Below are 26,639 nucleotides of genomic sequence, written 5' to 3'. Positions count from 1 at the left end.
TTCGCTGGATCATTGCGGCTAATACTCGACATCCTCAACCCGTGACAACCAAATCCCGCCGATAATAGGGGCTGCCAGCGCCAAACTAACGATTACGGCAAATACCATCCCTATCGGAGTGCTATAGGCAACTCGTACCCGCTCCCACTGCGTCGCCCCCAAATATACAGCCATCAGCACACCGGCGCCCCCAACAGCCAACCCGCTATAGCGCATTTGCGCCAGTTCGGTCAAGGCCTCTTCGCGCCGCCGTTCAGAAGCTTGCAGGGCAGCGTAAGCAGCCGTACAACGGCGTGCTTGCAAGTCTTGCGGTTGATCAGCAGCTACAGCGAGATGGTTCAGCAGAATGGCATGACGTACTGATAAGGTTTGCCCGGCTAAGGCGGTGATCACTTGACGCAAGGTAGCAATACTCCCATCGGCCAACGGCGCACCCTGCTGTCTGATCAGCCAACTCCATTCGTCGCGCAACGGACCGGACGGCATATCGGCAAGTAAGCGGTCAAATGCGGTACGCAAGCCTAACCCACCGCTAAGCAGTGCGCTTAGCCGGCCAATGGCTGGGGTTAGTTCTCGTTCGAGTTGTCGGTTATAACGATGGGCTACCAAAGCAAACCCGACTCGAGTCGCTAAGACAGCGGCCACCGGTGCTAAGGCTAATGCCAGCCATAGCGAGCCAATGAAACCGAGTACAGCGCTGACGAGGGTTGCCACACCACCGACCATCAGCAGTGCCGTATTGGTTGACAATAAGACAGGACGCCAAATCAATACTGGATCGAGGGTCGGATCGATGCGACGCTGAGACAAACGGGTCATCATTTGGGCCAACGGTTGGCGCAAGATGAAGATCGCCGTTGTCGCGATGAGGGCAGCGAGCAGAGCCGGTGCCATCCGTAAGAGCCATGCCGTTTCAGGATGGGTCAATGTTTCGACAGGTGGCATGCTATAATCCTTTCTCCACGCTTATCCATGAGTTTGGGCCGCTTCTCGCATACGTAACGCGGCAACTACCGGGATCAAAGCAGCGTCGCCGACTTCACCGGTTGCGACGAGGGCATTGAGCGCAGTGTAGCGAGTACGCAACAACACCAACGCCGTTTCATCGCTGAGACGGGCCGGTTCAAGTTTCGCAATCAGATCCAGTGCATCACGGGGACGGCCTTGTGCCAATGCCTGTTTGGCCCGCTTAATATCATTGAGGGCTGCTTGATCGGCTTGCTGGCCGGCAGTAATAGCAGCCGCTAGCATTGGCCAGCCACCGGGCGGTGAAAAGGCAGCATAACGGTCAAGATCGGCGCTCAGTTCGGTATACACTGCTTCGGCAACATGCCAACGTCGGTCAGCTAACGCCGTACTGATCTGTTCATACGCAGTACGCCCCGCTACAGCCGGAGCCTGAGCAAGGGCCGGTTCTACAGCCAACACATGCCGTGCCGCCTGAACCAAACGCTCATCCTGGCGCTCACTCCATGCCCGACGTAAGATTGCCAACGCCCGTTCAGATGCACCGGCTTGGCGGGCTAAGGCGGCTTGCGCCAGCGCATCATCGACCACGGCACGACTACTCGCCACTGCCCGAGGACGTTCGGTGAGTTTGAGCAATGCAAAGCGCTGCAACAGCGTTTCCGGCGTCCGATCGGCCTCTTCCCATACCAGTCGATCATCATGCACCTGAGCACTACAATGCCATCGTATCCCCTCGGCAACCGGTTCTGCCCAGGCTAACCGAATTAACGTTGGTCGCAACCCACTTGCCGTCTCTTCACAGCCATCGAGCAGCGCTATCTCGTTGATGTACCGTCGACCAGCGGTACGAGCGAGATGGATGACGACCTGAAAGTTATCGCAAATATCTTCCAGTGCATTGGTTCGCCGCCCTTCGTAAAGATATGCGCCCGGCATGGCCGCACAATCGGCCAACCGACTGACGGCGCGCACTGTATTCCGCGCATGGATCGTCGTCACTACGGCATGGCCACTCACTGCCACTGCCAGTATCGCCCCAGCCTCGGCAGCACGAGTTTCACCGGGTGCAACTAGCGATGGTGTCTGCCGTAAGACTTCGCGCGCTGCGCGCCCAAAGGCTTGTGGATCAAGACTGGTCTGAACCAATTCACGAGTCCATGCAGCGTGACGGACATTGATCTCCAAGGTGTTATCTTCAATCGTTATTACGTGTGGTTCACCCGGCCACGAATTAACAATTGCCTCGAGCAATGCCGTCTTGCCGCAACCGGTTTCGCCGGCAATGAGGAACGAACAACGTGCGCGCACGAGGAGGTGCAATACTGCGTAGAGCGTCTCATCGCACGCCCCGCGCCGAAGAAAATCGGCGAGTGTCCAAGCAGTGCGTCGACCACGCCGAATACAGATCAGTGCAGTATCATCAGGTGTACAAGGCGGGATCGTCACATGCATGCGCGTACCATGGGCTAGTGGCAGGGTATCTTGCGGTCGGCTACGGTCGAGTGGTACTGCCAATCGCGATGCTAAAACAAGTGCTCTATCTAACGCTTGCCGCGGTGAACTGAAACGCTCAGGGGCAAGCGTAAAATCGGCCCCGTCCTCCTGCACCATGATTCGGTCACCGATAATTTTTACTTCTTGGATCCGCTCATCATCGAGATAAGGTTGGGCCGGTCCCCAGCCAATTGTGTCGTGAAAAAGGCGTAACAGACTGGCATCATCTGTAGGAAAACCGGCTAATGGCCCACCACGTTCGGTATGCGCGCCAATCGCCGAGCGTAATACGCGCAGTACTTCCGGATCTCGTTCTGCAGAAGGTGCAACCGGATTGAGTAGTTCAGCACTTAACTCGGTCAGTAGCAAGTCACGCGCTGCCTGTAATACGGTTGCTGCCGGATCGTTGGTTGCCGATTGCTGTGGGATCAAATCGGCCAATCCACCCTCTTCGAGTACCGTTAATGGTCGGTAAGCGGGATGCATGATGTCCTCCTTGGCTACGACACTGCTGGAGCCGGTATGCGCTGACCAAACATCTGCTCGCTCAAACGCCCCCACCATCCTGTCTTCGGCATAGGTAGGCGCGGTTGTAGACCAGCATGCGCGCAGAGCACTTCAACCACCCGATGGGTGGCTTGCGTAAAACGGCTGTACGGCCCGAGATCGAGCATTGAGACGTAGCGATCGTGTTCGTCAGCAAGACTGGCGAGACGCGGTTCGCGCGGCAGTACGCCAAGATTACTCAGCCGTGGATAACGCCGTGCAAACAGATCGGCGACCATACTGACGGTCACGGTGACACCACGCTCAGGTTCCATAAAGAGCAACGCACAGCGTTCGAGACGGTCAGGAGCCAATTCGGTAAAGTGGTCGAGCATATGCCCAACTCCCATCCGCTCACGAGCACCGGGCGGCGTGGGTAACACCACATTGCCACCTGCCTGCAAAACGTGAGTTGCATAAGGTCGGCGCAAGTAATCGGGCGGTGTGTCGATTAACACGACATCGTACCCTTCAAGAGCAATAATCCCCTGATACAACCCTTGCCAATCGGGCAAACGCAAATCGTTCTCGGCGCGAGCTACGGCATGCGAACCGATCAGCAGATCGATCCGCCCCCAACCCTGGTTAGTGGCACGAGTATGCTCAGGCTGAAAGATGAAAGGCTGAATACCGCTCGGATACCAATGCGCCGGCCCACGTTGCACGAGATGGAGATATGACGGAGCACTGGCCGGAACCCGAAACGCCGGGACTAAGCCGGGATTTGAAATATCACTGTCCCATACCAACACATCCAGTCCACGTCGCCGCAACCCCTCGGCCAACACGCATGTGGCAAAGGTCTTGCCAATCCCACCTTTGGCCGCACCGATGGCAATCACTGGCAAACGTTGGACACTGCTCCCACGCCGTCGCCCAAGCTGACCTCCAATCCAATCGGCCAGTGCCACCGGATTACGCTCACTCGTGGCAGCCAAACCTGCGGCTAAGGCATCAGGCAGAGCCGATCGGGCGGGACCGGCCAACCCCAGCAGCACCTTTGCCCCTACCTGCTGAGCACGGGCCGTCAGATCCCACAGATCGGCCAATGGAGTACCACGACTATCGTCAAGGTAAATTGCATCGGGCGGACGCGATCCAGTCAATAACCGTTGTACCTGATCAATACGCGATGGTGCGAGAACGGCTACATCGCGCAATTGCTCGACTTCACTCTGGAGACCCTCAATAGCGCTAAAAATAATGAGTTCCATAACATCACTCCGTTATCGGCCATAGCACGCAGTCGTTCCACGAACACGAAGCACACTTCACATCCGACCCAATCCCCACCCTGCATTGACATAACCAGCCCTCACCAACCGTTCACTCGTCCGTTCATAGCGAAAAAGCGGGTTTGTTGGAAAAGGATCACCACTCTGACCTTGTGAGCCTTGGGGCAACACCTCTTCGATGGTCATCACACCACGCTTCCCATTCGGAGCACGTCCGATCTGGACTACCAACAGGTTCACGACATCAGAGGTGATCAAGCCGCGCACGATCTGAGCTGCTGCTTGCCCAGCACCGGTTGTCTCATGGGCCAAGCCGATCAGTGCCATCCGCTCGAGGTTCCGTAACGCTCCTTGTACCGTCGCCGCATGGATGGTGCCTAAACCGGGATGACCGGTTGCAGCCGCTTGTAACATCGCCATTGCCTCGCCCCCTCGTACCTCGCCGACGATGATGTAATTCGGCTTTTGGCGAAGGGCAAAGGTCACAGCACGGCTAAAACCGCCGGTTTCAGCCGGTGCTTCAATATGTAAACTATTGACGCTATGGGGCAGCTCACCACCATCTTCAATAACGACCAAGCGCATGCGTGTACCAATCGCCTGGGTCAACGCGGCGGCTAGTGTTGTCTTCCCACTACCGGTCGGACCGGCAATCAGCACTGACGCACCACCGTTAAGGGCCGCCAATAAGAGTTCACCGGCTTCCCGACTAATGACGTTGCTCTGCACGAGATCGTCGAGTGTTGCCCACCGTTCGGGCAGTAGGCGAATTGCCAGACTCGGCCCAGATGGGGAAGCGCTTCGGTTCGTTATGGCGTAGCGCAACCTGTCAACAACGCCTTGGACAAATGCTGACAGTGGGGTATCACCGATCACACCGTGATTACGTAGCACCAACTGACGTTGCGTCCAATCGATCCAATCCGGGTGGACAATTACACCGGTATTGACCATCATGCCGCGCTGCACCACAAAAAAGGGCGAATCAGACGGACCGTTAAACAGAATGTCTGACACCGCATGCTCAGGATCACGCCAAATCTCGATAGGACCGTACCATGCCACATCGCGCCATGGTACCGAGTCATCGAATCCGAGCCGAGCGAACGCCTCATCAGGTGGTAAGTGCCAGAAATCTCGTAAGCGACCACTGCGCAGCAGTATCCGCAATTCTTCCGTGATAGCCGCACCGGTGGTCGGTGAGTGATTCACCGGTTGCGCTCCAGTGTCCCATAAGGTTTGCACGCTGTTCTCCTTTCGAGATGTGGTATGTGGCGGAAGCCGGTCGCAACCACTTCCGCCGATTTGTATGGTTATGATTACTCATCACCGGTGATCGGCTTAACCGGTGCGGTCAATTCCTCAACCGTAAGCTGGCCGATGTCGAGCCGTTCTAGAGCAGGCAAGATCGGTGCATCGCTGCTGTAACGCTCACCCCACATCGGCAAACCGGCAGCCTGCAAGGCCCAGATCGCGTGCGATTGGTAAGGTGTGAGTTCGAGATACGCCACCTGCGCTTCACTATCAACGTAGAGAACACGCGCACCGCTCAACAACCGACATGCATACGGACGAGGCTGTAGTGGTGTATCCGGCGGTAGCACTGTCGGTGTCCGCCCCTCGGCAACACTACGTGCCTGATCACAAACATCTGCGGCGCCACTCGGATCGTTGAACCCGATGTTCACCCGGTCATGGTGGGTCAGTGGGCCGATAGTTTCAGTGCTGAACGGTACCGGTACCATTCCCGGTGTTAAGGTTTCACCGTTGGGATAGACCGGCTGAGCCGGAGATTGCGCCGTCACCATTGACGGCTGAAGCAAATCATTGGCCGAAAGATTACGGGCAGCATACTGGCCGATAACCTGCGCCGGCGAAGCAATACCGGTCAATTGCACCGGACGATGACGCGGCAGTAATACCACTGTCAGATCATCAGCACTGAGTTGACGACCATATGGAACATCACGGGCGAGTATCACCACCGGTTCGCTTTGACCGGCCTCAAGAAAGGCAATCACCGTAAATACCGCTGTCACGATTAAGCCTAGACCGATCAGAATAGCCGGTAGTGGATTACTACGCCGACGGGTGAGGGCCTGATTGAGCGTGCCAAGGGCCGACATACAAACTCTCCTTTCGCTACAGTTATGGTCGTTCCAACCGGTCAACCGTATCTGCCGCACGAATACGTGGTCGGACTTCGCCTAACCCAAACAATCCACGCAATACCGGTTGCACCTCTGCGCAAAGCAATGGTGTGGTGGTACTAATCGAACCACACACGCCTCCCTGTGGCAGAACCGTCCAGCGTGTATTGGCTGCCAAAACGACCGGATCAACTCCACCGAGATGAGCTTGCTGCAAATTCACGAGCAAGAATTGGTGTGCTACTTGCACAAGAGCAGAACATTGGCCAGGCGACCGGATCGTTACGGACTGACATACCCGATTGCCACGCAGAGCCTGACCATTCCGCGCTAAAACGGCATAATCGATCTGTTGTACTGCCGAACGAGTAGCCTGTTGCAGTGCGTCTTCGAGTTTGGCAACGGTGAGCCAGAGATTGGCAAGCTCGATCACCACTAACACGAAGAGGGTGAGTATCGGCAGCATCAACGCTACCAGTGGCAAGGCCTGACCACTAACGCGGTACACCATCGACAGCTCCTACTGTTGATCGCGCTCGGCAGCACGAGTAGCACTGGCCCGCACGACAAGCTCATCCCCGAACGGTAAAAGGGTAGTTGGTATCCACAATGCTGCTCGATACCGTACTTCAACGGTGATCGGGTCATAACGCCGACATGGACGACGAGGGCACGCTATGACTACTTCGCTGTTTGACGGCGTTACCCACACACTTCCGGCAAGTGCTTGCCGAGCGGCAGTCTCGGTTGCGGTACGGTCACCACCGGTCAATGCAGCTTGATGTGCTGCCGCTCGCGCCGCTTGATTAACGGCATAGTGTGTAAGGAGAAGCTGACCGACACTAAAGAGACCAACCACGAGTGTGAGCAAAATCGGTAACGCAAGCGCCATCTCAATAAGCGTTTGACCTTGTTTTCGCATGAAGAAACTCCTTTCCAAGCATCAACCGAATAACGCATGGACGATGGCGGTGAACGGCTCTGATGGCTTGGCATAAATCCCACCAGTTGACGTTAATTACCGGGTGCCACGAGCGAACGAGGCGCAAGGAGCGTAATATTGACCTGCTCGGTGATCAGTTGGCGAGCCGGATCGGGTAATGGCACGACCGGTACCGGCGGCAGTGGTATCCCACCAATACTGCCCGGCGCCTGATTCACAATCTGTACCTCGAGTTCGAGCTGGATCGTGAGCCGCACCTGATCGAGCACGTCAGTTGTGTAGAGGTAGACGTCAGAGCGCATTGCCGGCGTCGGCGGTCGTCCCCAATAAAGATGGACCTGATCGTTGAGATCATGTTCACGCAAGACGATAGCACGCAATTGGTCACGGCTCCGTCCGCCGAGATAGCCATAGATGCATCCAGTAAGGAGTTGGGGCTTTAGTGTCGGACGTATCCCTTCGCGACATCCGGCAACCCCACGGCTATCAGCCGCACGAGGGTCGAACCGTTGCTTTCCTACTTCGATTGTTGCCAAACTCCAACCCACTACCCGCACCTGATAGGCATACGGCCACGGCAATGGCTCATCGGCAAAGGTCACGGTTGCTAATTGGGGAGTCAGATCGAGCACCTCGCCGGCAGGCCACGTAATGGCAGCGCCTTCCGAAAGGTAGACACCGTTCGTTTGGTTCGCATCGTGCATCGCCGGATCGAGAGTCGAGCGGATCGCTACCTGTAATTCGCCGGTAGCGCGACCGATCGTTGACGGTGGCGGTACCACAGAGACGGTTAGCGTCGCCACGTTATCGACCGGATCATCTGCCGGAGTTACCGTCGAAATCCGCGCTGTCGCCGGCAATACCGTACCGGCAGGAACGTTTGTCTGGACGACTACCTCAATTCGTCCGGCGGTTTGCGCGTTCAGCGTACCGAGATTCCAACGAAGCCGCTGACCGTTGCGCGTCGAGGGGGAAAGGCTTGCACCGACGAATTGGACATCAGCCGGCAATTCTAGTTCGAGAACCGTATCGGCAGCAGCACGGGTCTGGGTTGGCCGGCGATGGTAGCGATTACCATAATCGATAGTGTAGGCAAAAACACTACCTTGTCCGACAATACTTGCCGGGCCATGCAATAGGACAAACGGGTTGGGCCGAACGATGGCAACGGTAGCATTGGCGGTATTATCACCTTGCGCGGTGCTCAATTCAGGTGTAGCAGTAACAATCACCGCTTGTGCTGTCAAGTGATCAAGAGCAATCGTCACCGGTAAGATAAAACCGATCCGCAGCTCACCACTCGTCGCCGGCGCAACATCGCCAAGCGCACACACAAGTTGTTGGACATTACGCTGACAAACCGACGGTATAGTAGTGAGAGTGATTGCTGTCGGTAGATCAACGGTTAGTACCGTTGCCCGTGCCATACCGCTACCGTTGTTTCGGTAGCTCACGAGCAAACTGTTTGCCTCACCGGCAGCAGCCGGTATTGGCGTGAAGGCCACACTCACGGCCAGATCAGGCCGAACATGCACCGTTCTCGTGGTAGCGACGTTATCAAGCGGTACATCACCCGCAGTCGTGGTTGTGACCGTCACTCGATTATCAAGCCGATCGGCGGCGTTCGGTCGGGGTCGTGTGAGAATACTAACGGTCACTTCCTGATTGGGACTAAGGCCGGCAAGGGTACAGCGTACCGTTCGCTGAATACCTTCGTAGCGACATGATCCGGCCGGTGCCTGCAAGAAGCTGACAAAATCAACTTGCGGTGGTAACGGATCGGTAACAACCACATTGTTTGCGACCGCACTACCACGATTAACCACACGTAGGGTGTAGAGCAACTCATCACCACTCAGTACCACCGCCGGCGCACTTTTGCTCACACCCACTTCCGCCCGCGTCAACTGAGTTATCCGCTGCGCGCGGTTGTTGGTAGGGTTATCGTCGGCAGGTGTAGCACTAATCGTCGCAATCGCCGTTACCGTTTGAACAAGATTATTACCAATATTGGTCGGTGCGCGCACACGAATGTTTATCGTACCGGTGGAACCTTGGCTTAGACGTGGCAACTGCCAGATGAGCCGTGGACCATCTTGACGGGTCGGCGGTTGATCGGCGTTGAGTAACGTTGTCCCAACAGGCATCTCGAGCTGAATAACGACATTATTGGCGACACGATCACCGGTATGGCGATAGGTCATCGTGTACTGAAGTTCATCACCAACTACCGCTATGGTGGGAGCACGCAAATCGATGCTCAGATCCATTTGTGTTTGCAATCGGACCAAGCCAACATCGATCTCAGTACGCACCTCCCCATGTCCCAGCAAGATCACTGAACTAAAGTTCGTTCGTGCATCAATATCACTATCCCGCTGCGGATCACCACCGATGGCTAGAGGCGCAAAAGCGTGACCATCAGGCAAGGTCACAAACACCCGGTAGCTTCCTGGTTCGAGACCAGCAAACGAGTAGTATCCTTGAACATCGCTAAATGTCGTTCGCGGATAGGAAGTGACTTGTGGAGCCGAGCCGGGTAATCGTTCGAGCCGCAATGACACACCGGCAACACCGGCTTCATTATTGTCTTGCAGACCGTTCTGATTCTGATCTAGCCACACTCGATCACCGATCACGGCAGGTTGGAACCGGCGTGTTAAACCAATATCAACGTTACGAATCAGTTCTTCCCGCAGCGGTAATGGCAAAGCAGTACCGGTTACCCCATTACCGGTATGCCGTCCGGCAAACTCAACCACTCCAAAGGTCGGATGTGCATCACTATCGCGTGTATCATCTCCACCGACATTCACCGGTGCATAGACCATACCGGCCAACGAGCGACCGGGAGCAAATTCGGCAGGCGCGACTCGTACATGCAATGCACGGTTAGGCGGCACAGCAATGGTATAGCTTCCACTGTTATCGGTTACTACTTCACCCAATGGAGTTGATTGATCGGGTGCCATCACCTGCAGTGTTACACTGTTGAGTGGCGGCTCAGTAGCTTCTCGAATGCCATTACCGTTGACATCATGCCAAAGTTGACCGCTGATAAAGGCGTATGTGCAGAGTAGTTCAAGATCACCTAATGCCGTTGATTTGTTACTACCGGGCGGAATAAGGGTAATTGCACGGAAGGGATGTGGTTGATCCCTTCGATAGGCCATCAGCCCTGACGAATTACTCCCTAGTAGCGAAGTAACCACAATCTGTTCGTAGCCACTGGGGGAGGGGATGGCCAATATGCTACCCATATGATTTTCGACATGGGCTGGACGATCACCAGGATAGCTGTGGAGATGGTCATTCAGCCAGTCGGCACGATGAGCAATATACAACTGCTGTGGATCATTAATATTTACTTGATCTTTCCGCAGACTATTCAATTGTTCAAGTTGCCAATACCCGTTGACAAACCGATAATTAAGTGTGTCACCTTGTGCAATCGCCGTATAGTGACCTGTCGGTGGTGGCCCGAAGAAGGTAAGATCACCAACCCGATCACGCAATCCCAGTCGTAATTCCTGCCCATTAGGGCTAAATTCAATATCGGTCAGAAAAGGCTGCGCATGAAAAATAGCGCGTGAAGGATTATAGATTTGAAGTTTCTCAAGTTGTTCATTCCATGCATTCCATCCAGTAATGTTTTCTTTCGCTTTCCTTATCTGAATCGCCCAGAGATACGTTGAATTGTGGAATCGCTCGTTAAAAATAGAAGTTATAAGTGGTTGTGCGATCACACGTTGCCAATTGTCTGTATGAACGATCCATTCTAAGACATACGCATTTGGTTCTCCGTTTGGTGAAGCCGTATCGGTGATACCGATAAATAAGCGCGGATTACCGGTAGCCGAATCAGGTGTAGGAGCAAATTCTAGGGCAAAGGGACGTAAATTGTTTAACGTTTGCCGATTTGATGTGATCATTGAATACTTGATCGATAATGGTTCAAGGCGTTGTGGAGTAGGTTGAGTAACATCGTAGCGCTCAATCTGACGAGTAGCGAGATTCATAATGTACAATGTAGTCCCATCAGGACTAATTTCCATATCGCCGAGACCGGTTTTTCCAACATCCTCTAGAATTGCCATATCATTCTGATCGCCGCTCGGACGATCACGACCTGTATTTGGTACGGTAAACGACTCATACCACTGCCCATCATCAAACCGATACTCATATACTCCCCCAACACCCAAAGGACCAAAACTGGTAAAGCGTCGGGTAAACGCGGCAGCAAATAACCGCCGAACGCCACTGATGGAGCCATCGTCATAAGCTAAGCCGTATACCGAACCAATACCACTATGGCGCGCTATTCGCTGACCATAACCACCCTGTCTCGTCCCAATCGACGCGAGCGGTTGTTTAGCACCACTGAGCGTCACGCGCACAAGGGCCGGATCGCTAGCCGGCACCGGTGCAAAGATCGTGTCGGCGAAACAGGTGGTAGCAATGGCTACATCTCCGTTCAAACACGCAACGGCACTCGCAAAACCACGACCATCGGTTTGGGCTTCAACAGATACCGGTAATGTCAGCAACGGTATGATCGCGAAGATAATAACAAGTATCCAACTGATACATCGGTATACAGATCGGTGGCAGCGAGTAAGAGCAGTCATAGCAGCTCCTTATGGTAGTTCGATGCATGCACTCACCCAAGGCGACACCAATCGGTGTCACCGGTGAGTACATTCAGTTTGCACAAACGAGCGGAATTAACGACCGACAAGAGGTACGTACACGGTGTGTACCGTCGGCGGGGTAGTAAACATCATCGGTTCGCTGGTTTGACCATTACCGGCCCGATCGAAGAGCTTAAAACTGATACCAGCAGCTTGAGTGGGGATAGTTTCAACGCCGATAGTGATTTGGAACGGCGTTGCAGCGGTGGCAAGACGCACTGTTTCCGGTAATAGCACTTCACTTTCGCGCAGGATATGGAACACCGGATCGCCGATTGACACTCCTGTGTGATCGATAAATTGCCATTCAATCGCCCACGGGAGTTGAGCATAGGTATCGGTAAATTGCCCGGTAATGGTCAACTGATGACCTTGATCGGCTGGCGCAATCGTTGCTGCAATTGCGGATATTATGGGTGGTGTAGTGTCGCGAATGATCTCAATTTGACGGAACTCAAGATTATTTGCTCTGTCAACAAATTCAAAATAGATCGTTATTGGTCCTTCGTTGAAAGGTAGCCTGTACGTATAGTATTCATCAGTAAGGGGAATATTATAACCCACCACCATATCACTGGTTATACCCGCCGACATAATACCGGTACATTCTTGATCGTCGAGTACCTTGATCTTAATGGTATCTCCATTGGTATAACCAACCATCGCACGCGATGACCATAAGAGATCAACCTCTACGTCAACCGACCGATCGATCGCGAACGGCGAACTCAACACAAACGTACTCCCATCCTGCTTGCGTAACTCAGCATAGAATGTGTGGTGCTGACATAAGGGGTTGCCGGTATCTGGTGGTGGTGATACATATTGATGTGCAAAACCGTTCCCAACCGGTAACTCTTCCCACGCATCGTCATCAGTTGGTCGTTCATTCCAACGCCAACGTAATTCTTGTGTCGTTGGCGGAAGATTGGCAAAGTCAACCAACACTTCACCAAACCGGTCTATGTAATTGCTAAGATACATCAATGGTCCCAGAGTAGAGGATTGAGCAACGACCCGATGTGGAATTAAGCTAACAGACCCGAGCAAGCCAACCAGTACAATGAATACAATCTGCCGACGAAGCCTCATTGTTCAACTCCTCTCAAATGTTAGCGGGTGAGCACATAATTAACCACATCACGTCCTAATGCCATTCCTTGCGATCCATCTATCACCCAATGCACACCACCAACAATCCGCGAGCGCGTCGCATCGTCGGCAAATTGGGCAAACACCTCACGATGTTGCGGAAAGGCAGCGATCAGGATAGACGCGGCTGCCGAACTTACAGAAGCATGACCTGACGGATACGAGGGATGCGGTGGTGTCGGTAGCTCTGGTTGCCACGAAGGATCGAGCGTTGCCATCCATTGCTCTGGACGAATAAAACCGTAGCGATACTTGTTGTTCCAACACGCTACCGTCGTGTCATGCATTGCTACCCCCAGATGAGCGAATAACGACGTTATCTGCATCTGATCGAGATTACTCAGAAGAGCTGTTGTAATTGCCGTCTTAAACCAGATCCCAGCAGGGGTGACCGTGCCAATGTCTGCATGCCAATGCCAGGCCAATTCCCGATGCTTATCGGTAATCGCCTGTTGGGCGCTGTAAAAAACCTTACGCTCCTCCTCCATCTGATCGCTATCCCACGCTGGTGGCGGCGGAAGGATGATGGTATCGCCGGCAGGCAAAGCTACCGTTTTCACCGCACCCCAATGCGGATCAAGTGGCAATTTATCCGTCTGCCAGCCACCCGTCATCGGTAATAACACCTCGACAAAAGCGTCACTACCATCCTGCTTGGCCCACGCTACGATCTCATCACCCACAACACGCCCGATTTGAAAACTGTATTCGAGTCGCTCTGGCGAAGCCGGATCGCGTAACCATAAACTCTGCCAACGTGCCTCTTGCACGTACTGGTCGATCAGATCGCTGTGCTGCGGATGAAGGTAGCGCAAGACAGACCAAGCAGCACCGGCGAGCAGCGCCGGTTGATCGACCGGTTCGACGGTACCGGCCTCTTGCCCGATGATCATGGCATCGTTCAAAGCAACCGATACCAACATTAATTCGCGAGCAGCCCGATTGGGCGTCACACCATCCTGGGCAATCAACGCTAGTAGTTTCTTTAGCCATTCGGCCGAAGATGTCACGGCTAGTCCTCGAAATGGCTCCGTCGGCGGTTCAGGGCTAACGCTGTTAGCCCGTGCGGTCAACAGTACTGCCGACGGATCGGTGACGAGCCAGAGACGTGGGATCAGTGGACTCGTTAATTTCCCCTGTGGTGGCCTATCGTGCATCGGTGTTGCACCGGGTAAAGGCAGCGCCGGCGCATTCGTCAGTGGTGCCGAACAAGCGGTGAGCATAACGAGGAGAAGGAGCAAGTTCACAAGACGCATGGAACACCTCGGCGGTTCAAAACGTGTGCTCATATATAAACCGCACGAGATGACAAAAAGATGCGCGGAAAATTGCGTAAATTGTAAAGACACTGTGGAGCCGGTTGGCGCCGGCTATGTACATGGCCTAGGAGCTGACATGGGTGAGATGAGGTAAGGTGGGGAATAGTATCTGTCCCGTCAATGAGGGGAACTAGAAGGAGATGTAGCTAGCTGTATACTACCTACACCTCCACCACAAAACCCTACATGGCAACGAGTGTCGCAGGATACTGCGCAATGCCCGTTGCTACCGAGTTATGACGAGGCACTCTCCACCAATGGCAACTGGCGTGCTTCACCGGCCAGCAAGGTCTGTGCCGCAGCGGCAATGAATCCACGGAAGAGAGGATGCGGCTGACCCGGACGCGACTGAAACTCGGGATGGAATTGGCTTGCGACGTACCACGGATGATCGCGCAATTCGATGATCTCAACCAACTGCCGATCCGGCGAGAGGCCACTAATCACAAGACCAGCCGATTCTAAGATGGCGCGATAGCGGTTGTTAAACTCGAAGCGGTGACGATGGCGCTCCTCAACCCGATCACATCCATAGGCGGCATAGGCCCGAGTGCCCGGCACCAAATCGCACGGATATAGCCCTAACCGCATTGTGCCACCCTTCTCGGTAATATCACGCTGATCCGGCATCAGATCGATGACCGGATGCGTAGTTTGTGGATCGAACTCGGTGCTATTCACATCGTGCGTACCCAAGACGTGTCGGGCAAAGGCGATGGTTGCACACTGCATCCCCAAACACAAACCGAGATACGGAATGCCATGCACACGCGCATAATCGGCGGCAGCAATCTTACCCTCGATCCCACGTTCACCGAATCCACCCGGCACGAGGATGCCGTATACACCCGATAGCAGGCGAGCCGGTCCCTCACGCTCGACATCTTCAGCAGCAATCCAGCGAATATCAACATCGATTAATTGTTCGATGCCGGCGTGATGTAACGCTTCTACAACGCTGATATAGGCATCATGTAATTCAACATATTTACCGACGAGGGCAATAGGCAAACGACGCTTCTCTTGGCGAATCCGCGCCACCAACGATCGCCAGTCTTCGAGATCGGGTGGTGTGGCCGGCAAGCCCAACCGCTCAACCAGATAATCACCTAGCCCCATATCTTCAAGGACCAGCGGTACTTCATAAATCGAATCGACAGTTGGTACCGGTATCACCGCCCGCACATCAACATCGGCAAAAAATGCTATCTTCTCACGAATATCATCATCAATCGGACGATCTGCCCGACACAGGATCACATCGGCACTAATACCGACGTTGCGCAGTGCCATGACCGAGTGCTGGGTCGGTTTCGTTTTTAGCTCACCAGTGCTGATATGAGGCAATAACGTTACGTGAATGTAAAGAATATTGTCACGCCCGACATCTTTACGCATTTGGCGGATCGCTTCAAGAAAGGGTAAACTCTCAATATCACCAACTGTCCCACCGATCTCAACAATCACCACATCGGCTTGGCTGCTGCGAGCCAATGCACCGATCCGCGCTTTGATTTCGTTGGTGATGTGAGGAATGACCTGAATCGTCCCGCCTAAATAATCACCGCGTCGCTCTTTAGCAATCACCGCCGAATAAATCTGGCCGGTAGTAACATTACTGAGACGACTGAGATTAACATCGATAAACCGTTCATAGTGACCGAGATCGAGGTCGGTCTCGGCGCCATCGGCAGTGACGAACACTTCACCGTGTTGATACGGCGACATCGTACCGGGATCGACATTCAAGTACGGGTCGAGTTTCATCACCGATACTGAAAAGCCACGGCTTTTGAGTAAACGGCCAATCGAAGCTACCCCAATGCCTTTACCAACTGAAGAAACAACGCCGCCGGTTACAAAAATGTACTTCGTCATAGCAGAAGTTCTCCCCACCCTAAAGAATTTGTGGGTCGGTCAACCTTCGGGTTGAACCGACCCACACTGGTAGCGGTTTATCTTGTCCTAAAAACGATTGCATGCTTCACAATCGCAGACGATGAATATGTAAGAATTACCTCACCTACATGCAGTGGCTGCCAGTTGCCACCTGTTTTTGCACTTCAACCATTAAGTATACCACATGGAATAGAGAGCGCACTAACCGTTCATCGGACGTAATATTACAATCCGTGTCTGCTCGTCGTCGGCGGGTAATGCGTTGGCATTGATAACCAGCTTCTCCTCTGGCGTATACTCTTTCAGCCCCATTTCACTGACAAACTTCTCGAGCGGAGCCAGCGGTGGGTCGAAATCAACTTGTCCCATTGCATAATGCATCGGTATCACAAAACGCGGCTCGATCTGGCTAATCACATTACTTGCCGCAGCCGGCCCAATGGTCTCCCCACCACCAACCGGTACAAATAATACATCAACGTTTGAGCCGATCTCCTCAAGTTGACCGGTTGTCAATTCGTGACCGAGATCGCCAAGGTGGCAGAAGACGAGATCATCAAGATGAATAATATAGACCGTGTTAAAGCCACGCTCAGTGCCTTTGACGTTATCGTGAGAGGTTCGCACACCGGTAATCAATACACCGCCAATCTCATACTCACCGGGACCATCGACGACGAACACCCGATCACGCAGCGGACGTACCGCCGCAGCATTATTGTGATCGGGATGGTGGTGACTTATAGTCACAATTGTCGCTGTTGGACGACCAAGGTCAAAACCAATCGAGCGATGGTAGGGATCACAAACGATAGTACCATCGCGACCACGCAAACGAAAGCATGCATGACCTAGATATTGTACTTCTGCCATTGTCGCGTTCCTTATGATGACGAACTTGTGCCCGTGAGGCAAACTCTCTGTGGTATTCCCGATTTATGCTATGCATCGTACTGGTCGCCACCTACGCTATCCTGTCCACCGGCCCGCCCGCTTGGCGTGCCGGGCATCGAACACCCAACTGCACACGTTCATTTCCCCACGCTGTGCCGGGCACCACCCACCTACGCCATCTTGCCCACCGGCCCGCCCGTATGCTCATGCACATCACATCATCGCGTTCTACTGCCTAAGCCTTTATGAACAACGGAGCGCAGACCAAACGTTCGTCTACGTCTTCATCTAAAGATTGCAGTACAACAACAGCGAATGGGGTTTAACGACCTCAGCGCGAGTCTGCGCTCACCACAAGGACGACTGTAATCAGGCCAGCACGATTCTTTGCCCCAAACTCACTCCGGAACCTCATCTGACGGGTGCAATTCACGCCAAAGCAATTCGAGAATAGGGCGAACAATCTCGCCGGTAAAGCCTCGTCGCAGCAAGTAGCCACCGAGTCGGCGTTGAAAGACGGCCCAATCGGTGAGAGCTGCATAGCGTGCTAAGACAGAGCGGGCAACGGAGATAGCCCGTTCACGCTCACCAACTCCATCATCTTCCGCGGCCAACGCTGTCTCGATAACTTCCGGGTCAATTCCCTTCTGACGCAACTCAGCACGTAACACACGCTCACCGCGTGGCCGCAAAGCGCGACGGTTAGCGATCCAACGTGCAGCAAAGTCAATATCATTAAGTAGACCCAACTCTTGCAAGCGCGCAATAGTCTGAGCACATACCTCTTCGCCAAAACCCTTGCGTTGCAAATAGCGGTAAAGCTCAACAGTAGAACGCGGACGTCGTTCAAGTTGCTGTAAAGCCTTCTGCAACGCTTGATCGGCCTGTTCGCTGGTAACTAGTCGCTGCCAACCCTCCTCATCAACGACAACCCCAACTGCCAAACGCTCACGTACAAGGGTATTGAGGCTGATGCCAAGGGCAAACTCGCCGTCAATAAAAATAGTAACACGCTGTGGATCGTTCGTTTGTTGACGAATAGCAGTAATGGTACCGGTGGGCATAGCGCTGTCTGTAATGACGGGCACGTCACAATGAGGCAGAATCGGAGCACCGTTATGAGAACGGTACTCCACATTCCTATGGTATTACCTACTCCTCAAAGACACCATCGTCATCGCCAATATCGGCACTCGGTGCGATCGCGGACGGATTAGTTAACGCTTGCGCTTTAATCAGGCGCTCGATTTCATCAGTCAGCGCCGGATTATTCTTGAGAAACTCGCGCACATTTTCGCGCCCTTGGCCAAGCCGATCCTCGCCGAGGTAGAACCATGCGCCGCTCTTGCGGATGATCCCCAACTCGGTACCGATATCGATGATGTTACCCTCGCGCGAGATACCTTCGTTTGCCAGAATATCGAATTCAGCCTGCCGGAAGGGAGGGGCGACTTTGTTTTTGATCACCTTGACGCGAACTCGTGAGCCGATCGCCTCCTGGCCTTGTTTGAGCGTTTCAATCCGCCGAATATCAAGCCGTACCGATGCGTAAAACTTCAGTGCCTGACCACCGGTAGTAGTTTCCGGTGAACCGAACATGACACCGATCTTCATCCGCAACTGGTTGATAAAAATGACGACAGTACGACTCTTACTGATGGCACCGGAGAGCTTACGCAAGGCTTGACTCATCAGACGCGCCTGCATACCGGGCATCGAGTCGCCCATGTCGCCCTCGATTTCGGCCCGTGGCACGAGGGCGGCAACCGAGTCGATCACGATCACGTCGACCGCATTCGAGCGAACCAGCATTTCACAGATTTCGAGTGCCTGTTCACCGGTGTCGGGTTGTGATACCAACAGATCACTGATGTTAACACCACAACGGGCAGCGTACACTGGATCAAAGGCATGCTCGGCGTCGATGAAAGCACCTACTCCGCCCATCTTTTGTGCTTCGGCGATGATGTGTTGGGCAAGAGTGGTTTTGCCGCTGCTCTCGGGGCCAAAGATCTCGATCACACGCCCACGCGGTAACCCACCAATGCCAAGCGCAATGTCCAGTGCAATCGAACCGGTGGGAATAGCTTCGATAGCCAGCCGACTCCCAACCTCCCCCATCTTCATGATGGAGCCTTTACCGAATTTGCGATCGATCTGCGCCATCGCTGCCGCGAGTGCCTTTTCTTTTTCCGGGGTAATTGCCATCGCGGGCGCTCCTCCATTGTTCGTACTCACACGTGTTCTCCTCTTGCTACTCTAATCGATGGGGATGGTGCTGTCAACGCCGTTGCCTACCCCGTACATATGTGCTATAATAGCACAAGTGTACGACTATTGCAAGAGGGGCGTAGTTTTCTCCCTATTAGTATACCGCTAGACGCACCATTTTGATGCGCGCAGAGCAGAAATCTCATGTTTCAACTGTACATTCCTTTCGATGATGTACACCGGTGTGCCGCACGTCAATATGTTCTCGATCCCCCTACCTAAGGTTTCAGTGCTCATTCATCCCTTAGCTTTTCATCACACGAATAAACTGGCAAAATCATGGTATAGTGCAACTAGTCCAATTCCGATACCACACGAGGTTTGCTATGGCACGACGTATTCCACCGGGACCCGGCCAAGAATCGGTGTGGGATTACCCGCGACCACCCCGTCTGGAACCGACTACACGCCGAATCCGGGTTGTTTTTGCCGGTATCACCCTTGTTGATAGTCGGCGAGCACTACGAGTGCTTGAGACGAGCCATCCACCTGTTTACTACGTGCCGCCAGCAGATGTGCAAATGACGTTTCTGCGGCCTAATCCCGCTCGTTCTTTTTGCGAATTTAAGGGTGTAGCTATGTATTACGATGTCGTGGTCGGCGAACGGATTGCGCGTGAAGCTGCATGGTCGTATCCCGATCCAACACCGGCGTTTACCCCCCTCCGCGGGTACCTCGCGTTCTACGCCGGCCCGATGGATGCCTGCTACGTCGACGATGAGTTGGTCACTCCACAACCGGGCGGGTTTTACGGCGGTTGGATCACCTCTGACATTGTCGGGCCATTTAAAGGCGGGCCGGGTACATGGGGGTGGTAAGATAGAACGACCGGCAGGCTCCGCACTATGAGATGTGTTTAGACGAAGCGACCTCACTTTACACAGAAAGGAACCTCAATGCATGGATCAGATGAACGATTACAGATATTGCAAATGGCCCGATCTGAGGTATTGGCCGGACGCATGAGCCGGCGCGCTTTTTTACGGCTTGGGCTGGCACTTGGTCTCTCGGCAGGAGCAACCGCAATAGTAGCATGTAGCAACTCCTCATCCACACCCACACCTGTTCAATCTTCACCGACTCCTACCGGAGCTGGTGGTCGTTTGCGTGTCGCTACCGAGATTCCCGTACAACTCGACCCGGCATTCGCCTCTTCCGATGCCGAAATCCTGGTTTTGAATCATGTGTATGATTACCTGGTCGATATCGATGCCAACAATACCATTACACCTCGCCTTGCCCGTGAGTGGACGGTTAGCGATGATGGTTTGCGCTATCGCTTCACCCTTCACGACGGGGTAACATTCCACGACGGCAGTCGCCTGACCGCCGCCGATGTGGTATGGACGTTTAATCGCCTGCGCGACCCCGCTCTCCAATTGCCAACTGCCGATCTCTATGCCAATATTGCCGATATCGCCGAGGAAAACGAAACTACGGTTGTTTTTACCTTATCAGAACCTAACCCCTTCTTCCTCTACGATCTATCCGATAATCACGCCCTCATTCTGCGTGCCGGAACGACAAATGCAGCAACGTCGTTTAATGGGACCGGCCCCTTCAAGGTCGTCGAATATCGCACCGAGAATCGGATCGATCTGGTTGCAGCCATACCCTATTTTCAGGCCGGTAAGCCTCTCGTCTCTGCGCTAGAGATTATCTTCTTTGCCGATCAAGCAGCGGCCGTTGATGCATTGCGTGGCGGGCAGGTCGATCTGGTGCTGCGGATGTCAACGCCGTTATTCCAAACGCTGCAACAAACCGCCGGCATTGTGACCGTACAAACGCCAACCAACGGTTTTGATCTGGTGCGATTACGATCTGACCGTGAACCGGGTAATAAACTAGAGGTGATCCGTGCGCTCAAACTGGCTACCGACCGGCAAGCTATCTTCCAACAGGTGAAGGCCGGGTTGGGTGCTGTTGGACGCGATAGCCCGATCGGACCGCTCTTTAGCGCGTACTATTCGGAAGAGACACCGTTGCCACCGCGCGATCCGGCGGCAGCCCGCGCGTTACTCGAAACGGCCGGTTATCGTGATGGCTTGCAGCTCGATCTCCACGTACCCGATTCAGGTGACCGACCTGATCTGGCAGTGGTGCTGAAGGAGCAGTGGGCTGAAGCCGGGATTGATGTTAACGTGATCGTCGAACCCGAAAGTGTGTACTATGGCGATGATCGGTGGCTCGAAGTCGATCTCGGGATTACCGGCTGGGGTTCACGTCCGGTACCACAATTCTATCTCGATGTGATGCTGGTCAGCGGAGCAATTTGGAACGAGAGCCACTTTAGCGATGCCGAATTCGATGCACTCGCAGCTCTTGCCCGCACCACGCTCAACGAGGACGAACGTGTACGAGCGTATCGGGAGATCCAGCGGATTCTGATCGAACGCGGGCCGATTATTATTCCCTATTTCTTTGCTCAGCTTAGTGCGCACCGCGAGGGTCTGCGCGGATATGTCGCGAAAGCTTTTCCCGGTCGCACCGATTTGGCAAGTATTGCTGTTTAGACACGAACCCATCGTCACACAGCATGCCTGTGCGACGATGATAGTCCATTTTCCAGGCAGTTGTGACAAGAGCTATGAACGTTCGACAGGTTGGCCGTGCCTTCTTTGCCGATCCGGCAACTGCGGCCGGTACCATCATTGTGATAACTTTTCTCGTGCTGGCGCTCTTTGGCCCGATCATTGCACCGTACAGTCCAACCAAACAACATAGTAACGCTATCCGCCAACCACCATCACTTAACCATCTCTTCGGCACCGACCGCCTCGGTCGCGATCTGTTCAGTCGCGTGGTGTATGGAGCACGCGATATTTTGGCGTTGGCCGGTGGTGGTACAGCGCTTGCCGTGGTATTGGGTACACTCATTGGAGTCAGCACCACCTACCTCGGCGGTTGGATCGAAGAGTTAGTATTCCGCTTATTCGACGGGATCCTTGCTCTGCCTGCCCTATTACTGGCACTGCTCCTGCTCGGCGCTGTGGGACCATCACGTACCGGTGTCCTGCTCGTCATCGTTGTTGTCTACACTCCCATTGTCGCCCGAGTGGTGCGTAGTGTCGTCCTGTCGCTCAAACCGCGTGGTTTTATCGAAGCGGCCCGTATGCGCAACGAGCGGCTGAGTTATATTCTGTGGCGCGAATTGTTGCCCCTGGTTGCCCCAACTCTCGCCGTCGAGGCAGCACTACGCTTTTCATACGCAATTTTTTTGGTGGCGTCGCTCGGTTTTCTTGGAATCGGGGTACAGCCACCACACCCTGATTGGGGTCTGATGGTTCTTGAAGCTCGTAACGAAGCTGTTCTCGCCCCTTGGTCGCTGTACGTGCCGGCAACAGCTATTGCCCTTTTGGTGATCGGAGTGAACCTGATGGCTGAAGGGGTGCGGCGAGCACTGAATACCTGATGGTTTGTGATCTACCACGATACATCCATGACAATATCTACCCTCGAAGTTCAGCAGCTTTCAGTGGTCTACCACACCAATGGACGCATGCTACCGGTCGTGCGCGACGTGAATTTCACCGCTGCCGCCGGTGAAGTCATCGGCATCGTCGGCGAGAGTGGTAGTGGGAAAAGCACGCTTGGGTTAGCCCTCTTACGCACTTTGCCGGCGAACGGTCAGGTCAGTAGTGGTCGGGTGTTGCTCGATGGCATCGATCTCTCCCAAATGGAAGGATCCGCGTTACGTGCTCTCTGGAAACACTCACTGCGACTGGTGCCACAAAACCCGCTAGCGGCACTTAATCCAACGCTGCATATCGGGGCACAGTTGATTGAAGCAATTGGCGGTAATCGGCGAGAAGCCGAACAGCAGGCCATTTCCCTCTTGACGCGCGTGCAGATTAACGACCCCAAGCGCGTCATGCGCAGCTATCCGCATGAGCTGAGCGGTGGTATGCAGCAACGGGTAATGATTGCGATGGCGTTGCACGGTACCCCCCGCCTCCTGGTGCTCGATGAACCGACAACCAGCCTTGATGTCACCACGGAAGCGGCTGTGGTCGACCTACTGGCGGAACTGATCCGTGAACGGCAACCGGTTTCCTTATTCATCTCGCACAATCTCGGTCTGGTAGCCCGCATCGCGACACGCACAGCGGTGCTGTACGCCGGTGAAGTAGTTGAAATTGCACCGACAGCAGCGTTGTTTTCCCAGCCCCGCCATCCCTACACGCAAGCCTTACTACGGAGCCTACCGCGACCGGGCTTGCGCTACGATCAACATCCATTGCAACCGATTGAAGGATCGATTCCGCAACCCGGTGAGCTAACGACAGGATGTGTCTTTGCCCCACGCTGCCCGTTGGCCGATACTCGATGCTGGCAAGAACGACCACCGCTGATCGCACTGACCGACGATCACGCGACGCGCTGCCACTACTGGTCACACATGACTGCTGAATCGGATAATCCATCGTTTACCATACCATCACCGAGTACCGGCAATGAGCCACTCTTGACCACGGTCAATCTCACGAAAACGATGATCCAACATCGTACCCTCACCGATCTGTTTCGGATCAATAAGACGCCGAATGTCGTTGCCTTGGCCGGCGTCGATCTCACCATCCATCGCAATCGCACGCTCGGTATTGTTGGTGAGAGTGGCAGTGGCAAAACAACACTGGCCCGCTGCATCATCGGATTAACTCCTCCATCGGGAGGCAGCATCGAACTGCTCGACATACCACTCGCCCCGCTGATCCAGCAGCGAACACGCGAGCAACTACGACGCTTGCAGATGGTTCTGCAAAACCCGCAAGAGGCGCTCAACCCGGCCCTCACAATTGGTGAGACACTCAGCCGACCGTTAATCCGGTTAGGGGGGATGGATCTACAGACGGCTCATCGTCGGGTTCCCGATCTCTTACGGTTGGTGAAACTTCCGCCTGAGTATGCCACACGCCGCCCTGCCCAACTGAGCGGTGGTGAGAAACAGCGCGTCGCGATCGCCCGTGCGTTAGCAGCAACCCCCGACATACTCGTGCTTGATGAAGCAGTCTCGGCCCTTGATGTATCGGTGCAGGCGGCAGTGCTCAACCTTCTCGCCGAAGTGAAAACTCAAACCGGCATTGCTTATCTCTTCATCACCCATGACTTGGCCGTCGTGAGCTACTTGGCCGACGATGTCGTGGTGATGTACCGCGGGCACATTATCGAGCATGGCCCGATCCATGCAGTGTTGGCCCCACCGTTGCATCCTTATACCGAAGCACTCCTCGCCGCAACCGAGCCACATGGCATTCGCATCGGTGAAGCAGAGACGACCATACCGGAACACGGTTGTCCGTTCCAGCCCCGCTGCCCGCGTGCGATTGGCGAAATCTGCGTGAGTACGCCGCCACCCTGGCGTGATGCCGGTAATGGTCATCGGATTCGCTGTCATATTCCATTAGAAACGTTACGGGCTACTCAGCAACCTGAATTGATTGAGCGTTAATCTGGTTATACGACGTATGGTTCGTTATCTGATTCGGCGAATAGTTTTACTCGGAGTGACGTTTCTGATCAGTTCGTTGATCATCTTTCTCATCTGCCGGCTCTTACCCGGCGATGTGGCACGGGTATTGTTAGGACGCGAAGCCGGCGAGGCAGCCCTCGCCAGACTACGCGCCGAACTAGGCCTCGACCGCCCATTGCCCATTCAGTATCTCGATTGGCTACGCGGCTTTTTCAGCGGTGATTGGGGTATCTCGTACAGTACGCGCCAGCCGATTCGTCCTCTCGTGCTTGAGCGGCTAGGCAATTCACTACTCCTTGCCGGTGTTACCCTCGCCCTCGCCTTACCCCTCGGTATTGGACTGGGAGTTTGGGCCGGTTGGCGGGCCGGAAAACCCGACGATACGATGATTAGTGTCGCGACCCTAGCCGTGACCGGTTTACCGGAGTTCGTCACCGGCTTATTGCTGATCGACATTTTCGCATTCCGTCTACGGTGGCTGCCTGCCAATTCCTCCATTCGGCCCGATGCAACTCTGCTCGATATTGTTCCCCAACTGATCTTGCCCGCTATTACCGCTACGCTCGTTTTGCTCGCCTATATTGCCCGCCTTACGCGCACCGGGGTTATCACCGAATTAGAGCAAGAGTATGTCCGCACTGCTATGCTCAAGGGTCTCGCTCCGCTATCGATCTTAAGCCGTCACGTTTTACGCAATGCTCTCCTACCTACAATCACGGTGATTGCGATCAGCTTTGGCTGGTTGATCAGCGGATTAATCGTAGTGGAAAATGTGTACAACTATCCCGGCATCGGTCGTTTGCTCACGTTCGCCATCGACCGCCGAGATCTGATCTTGCTCCAAGCAGTTGCAATGGTTACCGTCATGATCTTTGCGGTAGCAAACCTTGTGGCCGATCTGCTCTATGCGTTCCTCGATCCGCGTATCCGGCTGGGACAGGAAACAGAATACTAGTTGACGGGATACTGCCTTGCCCGTTACGAAAGCAGAAGGGGGGAGGGCGTTCCTCACCCCACCATACTATACCAAAACGAGAACGCTCCATTGTGTGGAATGCTCAATGCACCAGAAACTGATCGAGCAGCGTCACCACTTGTTGACGATACTGTGCCCAAGCCCGCCGGCCGATTAATCCCTCAAGCACATGTTCAAGACCTTCACGATTACTGAAATACGCCTCTAGGCCATCAGCGGGCCGCAACACATGCCCACTCCAAGGTTTTGCCCCATCGAAGATAATCCGCAGTGCCTGATCGGCGACAAAGAGACGATACTGTACAGGATTATCACTTTCACGTTTGTATGTCATCATCGCATACGTATTGGGTAGTCGATGCGTAGCGTCAAGACAGAACAACATTGTTAGCCCTCCATCAATATCTGTATGAGACTCAAAAACACCTGAACATTTGCCAAAGCCGACAAGTGTCAGGTGTTAATCGGGGCGCTGGAGGTCAGCTCAGCGCACATACACTGTACCACAGCACAAAGCACAAACATACCAACCGAGGGTGGATCAACGGGTGGAATAGAAGGTGGATTGAACGTTGGGTTGCAGATCATCCTCGTTTACGCAATGGAGTAGGTAGTTACCAAGAAGCA

The 26,639-nt window shown here is 54.1% G+C and carries 20 protein-coding genes; 5 read left to right on the top strand and 15 right to left on the bottom strand.

Annotation, left to right across the window (positions count from 1 at the left end; translation table 11 throughout):
* Positions 1–18 precede the first annotated feature (18 nt).
* The 14 genes from AC01ZF_RS02660 to recA form a co-directional block, all read right to left on the bottom strand.
* A complete protein-coding gene (locus AC01ZF_RS02660; RefSeq protein ID WP_476575094.1) occupies positions 19–945 on the bottom strand; it encodes a hypothetical protein in 927 nt (308 codons plus the stop codon).
* A 21-nt stretch (positions 946–966) separates the two neighbouring features.
* Positions 967–2,949: an ATPase, T2SS/T4P/T4SS family gene (locus AC01ZF_RS02655; protein ID WP_476575093.1), complete on the bottom strand. Its 1,983-nt coding sequence runs from the start codon at positions 2,947–2,949 to the stop codon at positions 967–969.
* A gap of 14 nt (positions 2,950–2,963) precedes the next feature.
* The gene (locus AC01ZF_RS02650; RefSeq protein ID WP_424676602.1) at positions 2,964–4,223 is read right to left on the bottom strand and encodes a ParA family protein; all 1,260 of its coding nucleotides are present in this window, start codon (positions 4,221–4,223) and stop codon (positions 2,964–2,966) included.
* A 57-nt stretch (positions 4,224–4,280) separates the two neighbouring features.
* A complete protein-coding gene (locus AC01ZF_RS02645; protein ID WP_476575092.1) occupies positions 4,281–5,489 on the bottom strand; it encodes an ATPase, T2SS/T4P/T4SS family in 1,209 nt (402 codons plus the stop codon).
* 74 nt (positions 5,490–5,563) lie between these two features.
* A complete protein-coding gene (locus AC01ZF_RS02640) occupies positions 5,564–6,370 on the bottom strand; it encodes an SAF domain-containing protein (protein WP_424676600.1) in 807 nt (268 codons plus the stop codon).
* Between the two features lie 22 nt (positions 6,371–6,392).
* Entirely contained in the window at positions 6,393–6,905 is a 513-nt protein-coding gene (locus tag AC01ZF_RS02635) for a TadE/TadG family type IV pilus assembly protein (RefSeq protein WP_424676599.1), read from the bottom strand.
* Between the two features lie 9 nt (positions 6,906–6,914).
* Positions 6,915–7,316 carry a TadE family protein gene (locus tag AC01ZF_RS02630; RefSeq protein WP_424676598.1) on the bottom strand — a complete coding sequence of 134 codons (402 nt, stop codon included), beginning with the start codon at positions 7,314–7,316 and terminating at the stop codon, positions 6,915–6,917.
* Positions 7,317–7,408: 92 nt separating this feature from the next.
* On the bottom strand, positions 7,409–11,968 hold the full coding sequence (locus tag AC01ZF_RS02625; protein WP_428112664.1) for an SdrD B-like domain-containing protein: 4,560 nt from the start codon (positions 11,966–11,968) through the stop codon (positions 7,409–7,411).
* Between the two features lie 96 nt (positions 11,969–12,064).
* A complete protein-coding gene (locus tag AC01ZF_RS02620) occupies positions 12,065–13,123 on the bottom strand; it encodes a hypothetical protein (RefSeq protein WP_424676596.1) in 1,059 nt (352 codons plus the stop codon).
* Between the two features lie 20 nt (positions 13,124–13,143).
* Entirely contained in the window at positions 13,144–14,439 is a 1,296-nt protein-coding gene (locus AC01ZF_RS02615; protein WP_424676595.1) for a vanadium-dependent haloperoxidase, read from the bottom strand.
* A 297-nt stretch (positions 14,440–14,736) separates the two neighbouring features.
* Positions 14,737–16,380 carry a CTP synthase gene (locus tag AC01ZF_RS02610; RefSeq protein ID WP_424676594.1) on the bottom strand — a complete coding sequence of 548 codons (1,644 nt, stop codon included), beginning with the start codon at positions 16,378–16,380 and terminating at the stop codon, positions 14,737–14,739.
* Between the two features lie 222 nt (positions 16,381–16,602).
* Positions 16,603–17,274 (bottom strand): MBL fold metallo-hydrolase, encoded by a 672-nt coding sequence (locus AC01ZF_RS02605; RefSeq protein ID WP_424676593.1) that lies wholly within the window; start codon positions 17,272–17,274, stop codon positions 16,603–16,605.
* 419 nt (positions 17,275–17,693) lie between these two features.
* Positions 17,694–18,359 (bottom strand): regulatory protein RecX, encoded by a 666-nt coding sequence (locus tag AC01ZF_RS02600; RefSeq protein WP_424676592.1) that lies wholly within the window; start codon positions 18,357–18,359, stop codon positions 17,694–17,696.
* An 88-nt stretch (positions 18,360–18,447) separates the two neighbouring features.
* A complete protein-coding gene (gene recA / locus AC01ZF_RS02595; protein ID WP_428131510.1) occupies positions 18,448–19,503 on the bottom strand; it encodes a recombinase RecA in 1,056 nt (351 codons plus the stop codon).
* A gap of 389 nt (positions 19,504–19,892) precedes the next feature.
* Between recA and AC01ZF_RS02590 the strand changes: the two genes are divergently transcribed.
* The 5 genes from AC01ZF_RS02590 (at position 19,893) to AC01ZF_RS02570 (ending at position 25,991) form a co-directional block, all read left to right on the top strand.
* The gene (locus tag AC01ZF_RS02590; RefSeq protein WP_424676590.1) at positions 19,893–20,384 is read left to right on the top strand and encodes a DUF427 domain-containing protein; all 492 of its coding nucleotides are present in this window, start codon (positions 19,893–19,895) and stop codon (positions 20,382–20,384) included.
* Between the two features lie 78 nt (positions 20,385–20,462).
* Positions 20,463–22,079 (top strand): ABC transporter substrate-binding protein, encoded by a 1,617-nt coding sequence (locus tag AC01ZF_RS02585; protein ID WP_424676589.1) that lies wholly within the window; start codon positions 20,463–20,465, stop codon positions 22,077–22,079.
* 74 nt (positions 22,080–22,153) lie between these two features.
* Positions 22,154–22,978, top strand: a complete 825-nt coding sequence (locus tag AC01ZF_RS02580) for an ABC transporter permease (RefSeq protein ID WP_476575091.1) — start codon at positions 22,154–22,156, stop codon at positions 22,976–22,978.
* 27 nt (positions 22,979–23,005) lie between these two features.
* Positions 23,006–25,015 (top strand): ABC transporter ATP-binding protein, encoded by a 2,010-nt coding sequence (locus tag AC01ZF_RS02575; protein WP_424676587.1) that lies wholly within the window; start codon positions 23,006–23,008, stop codon positions 25,013–25,015.
* A 16-nt stretch (positions 25,016–25,031) separates the two neighbouring features.
* Positions 25,032–25,991 (top strand): ABC transporter permease, encoded by a 960-nt coding sequence (locus AC01ZF_RS02570; protein WP_424676586.1) that lies wholly within the window; start codon positions 25,032–25,034, stop codon positions 25,989–25,991.
* Between the two features lie 103 nt (positions 25,992–26,094).
* Here AC01ZF_RS02570 and AC01ZF_RS02565 read toward each other — a convergent pair whose 3' ends face one another.
* On the bottom strand, positions 26,095–26,397 hold the full coding sequence (locus AC01ZF_RS02565; RefSeq protein ID WP_424676585.1) for a hypothetical protein: 303 nt from the start codon (positions 26,395–26,397) through the stop codon (positions 26,095–26,097).
* Positions 26,398–26,639 lie beyond the last annotated feature (242 nt).

Source organism: Chloroflexus sp. (assembly GCF_056331925.1).
This window is presented reverse-complemented; position numbering and strand designations above follow the sequence as displayed.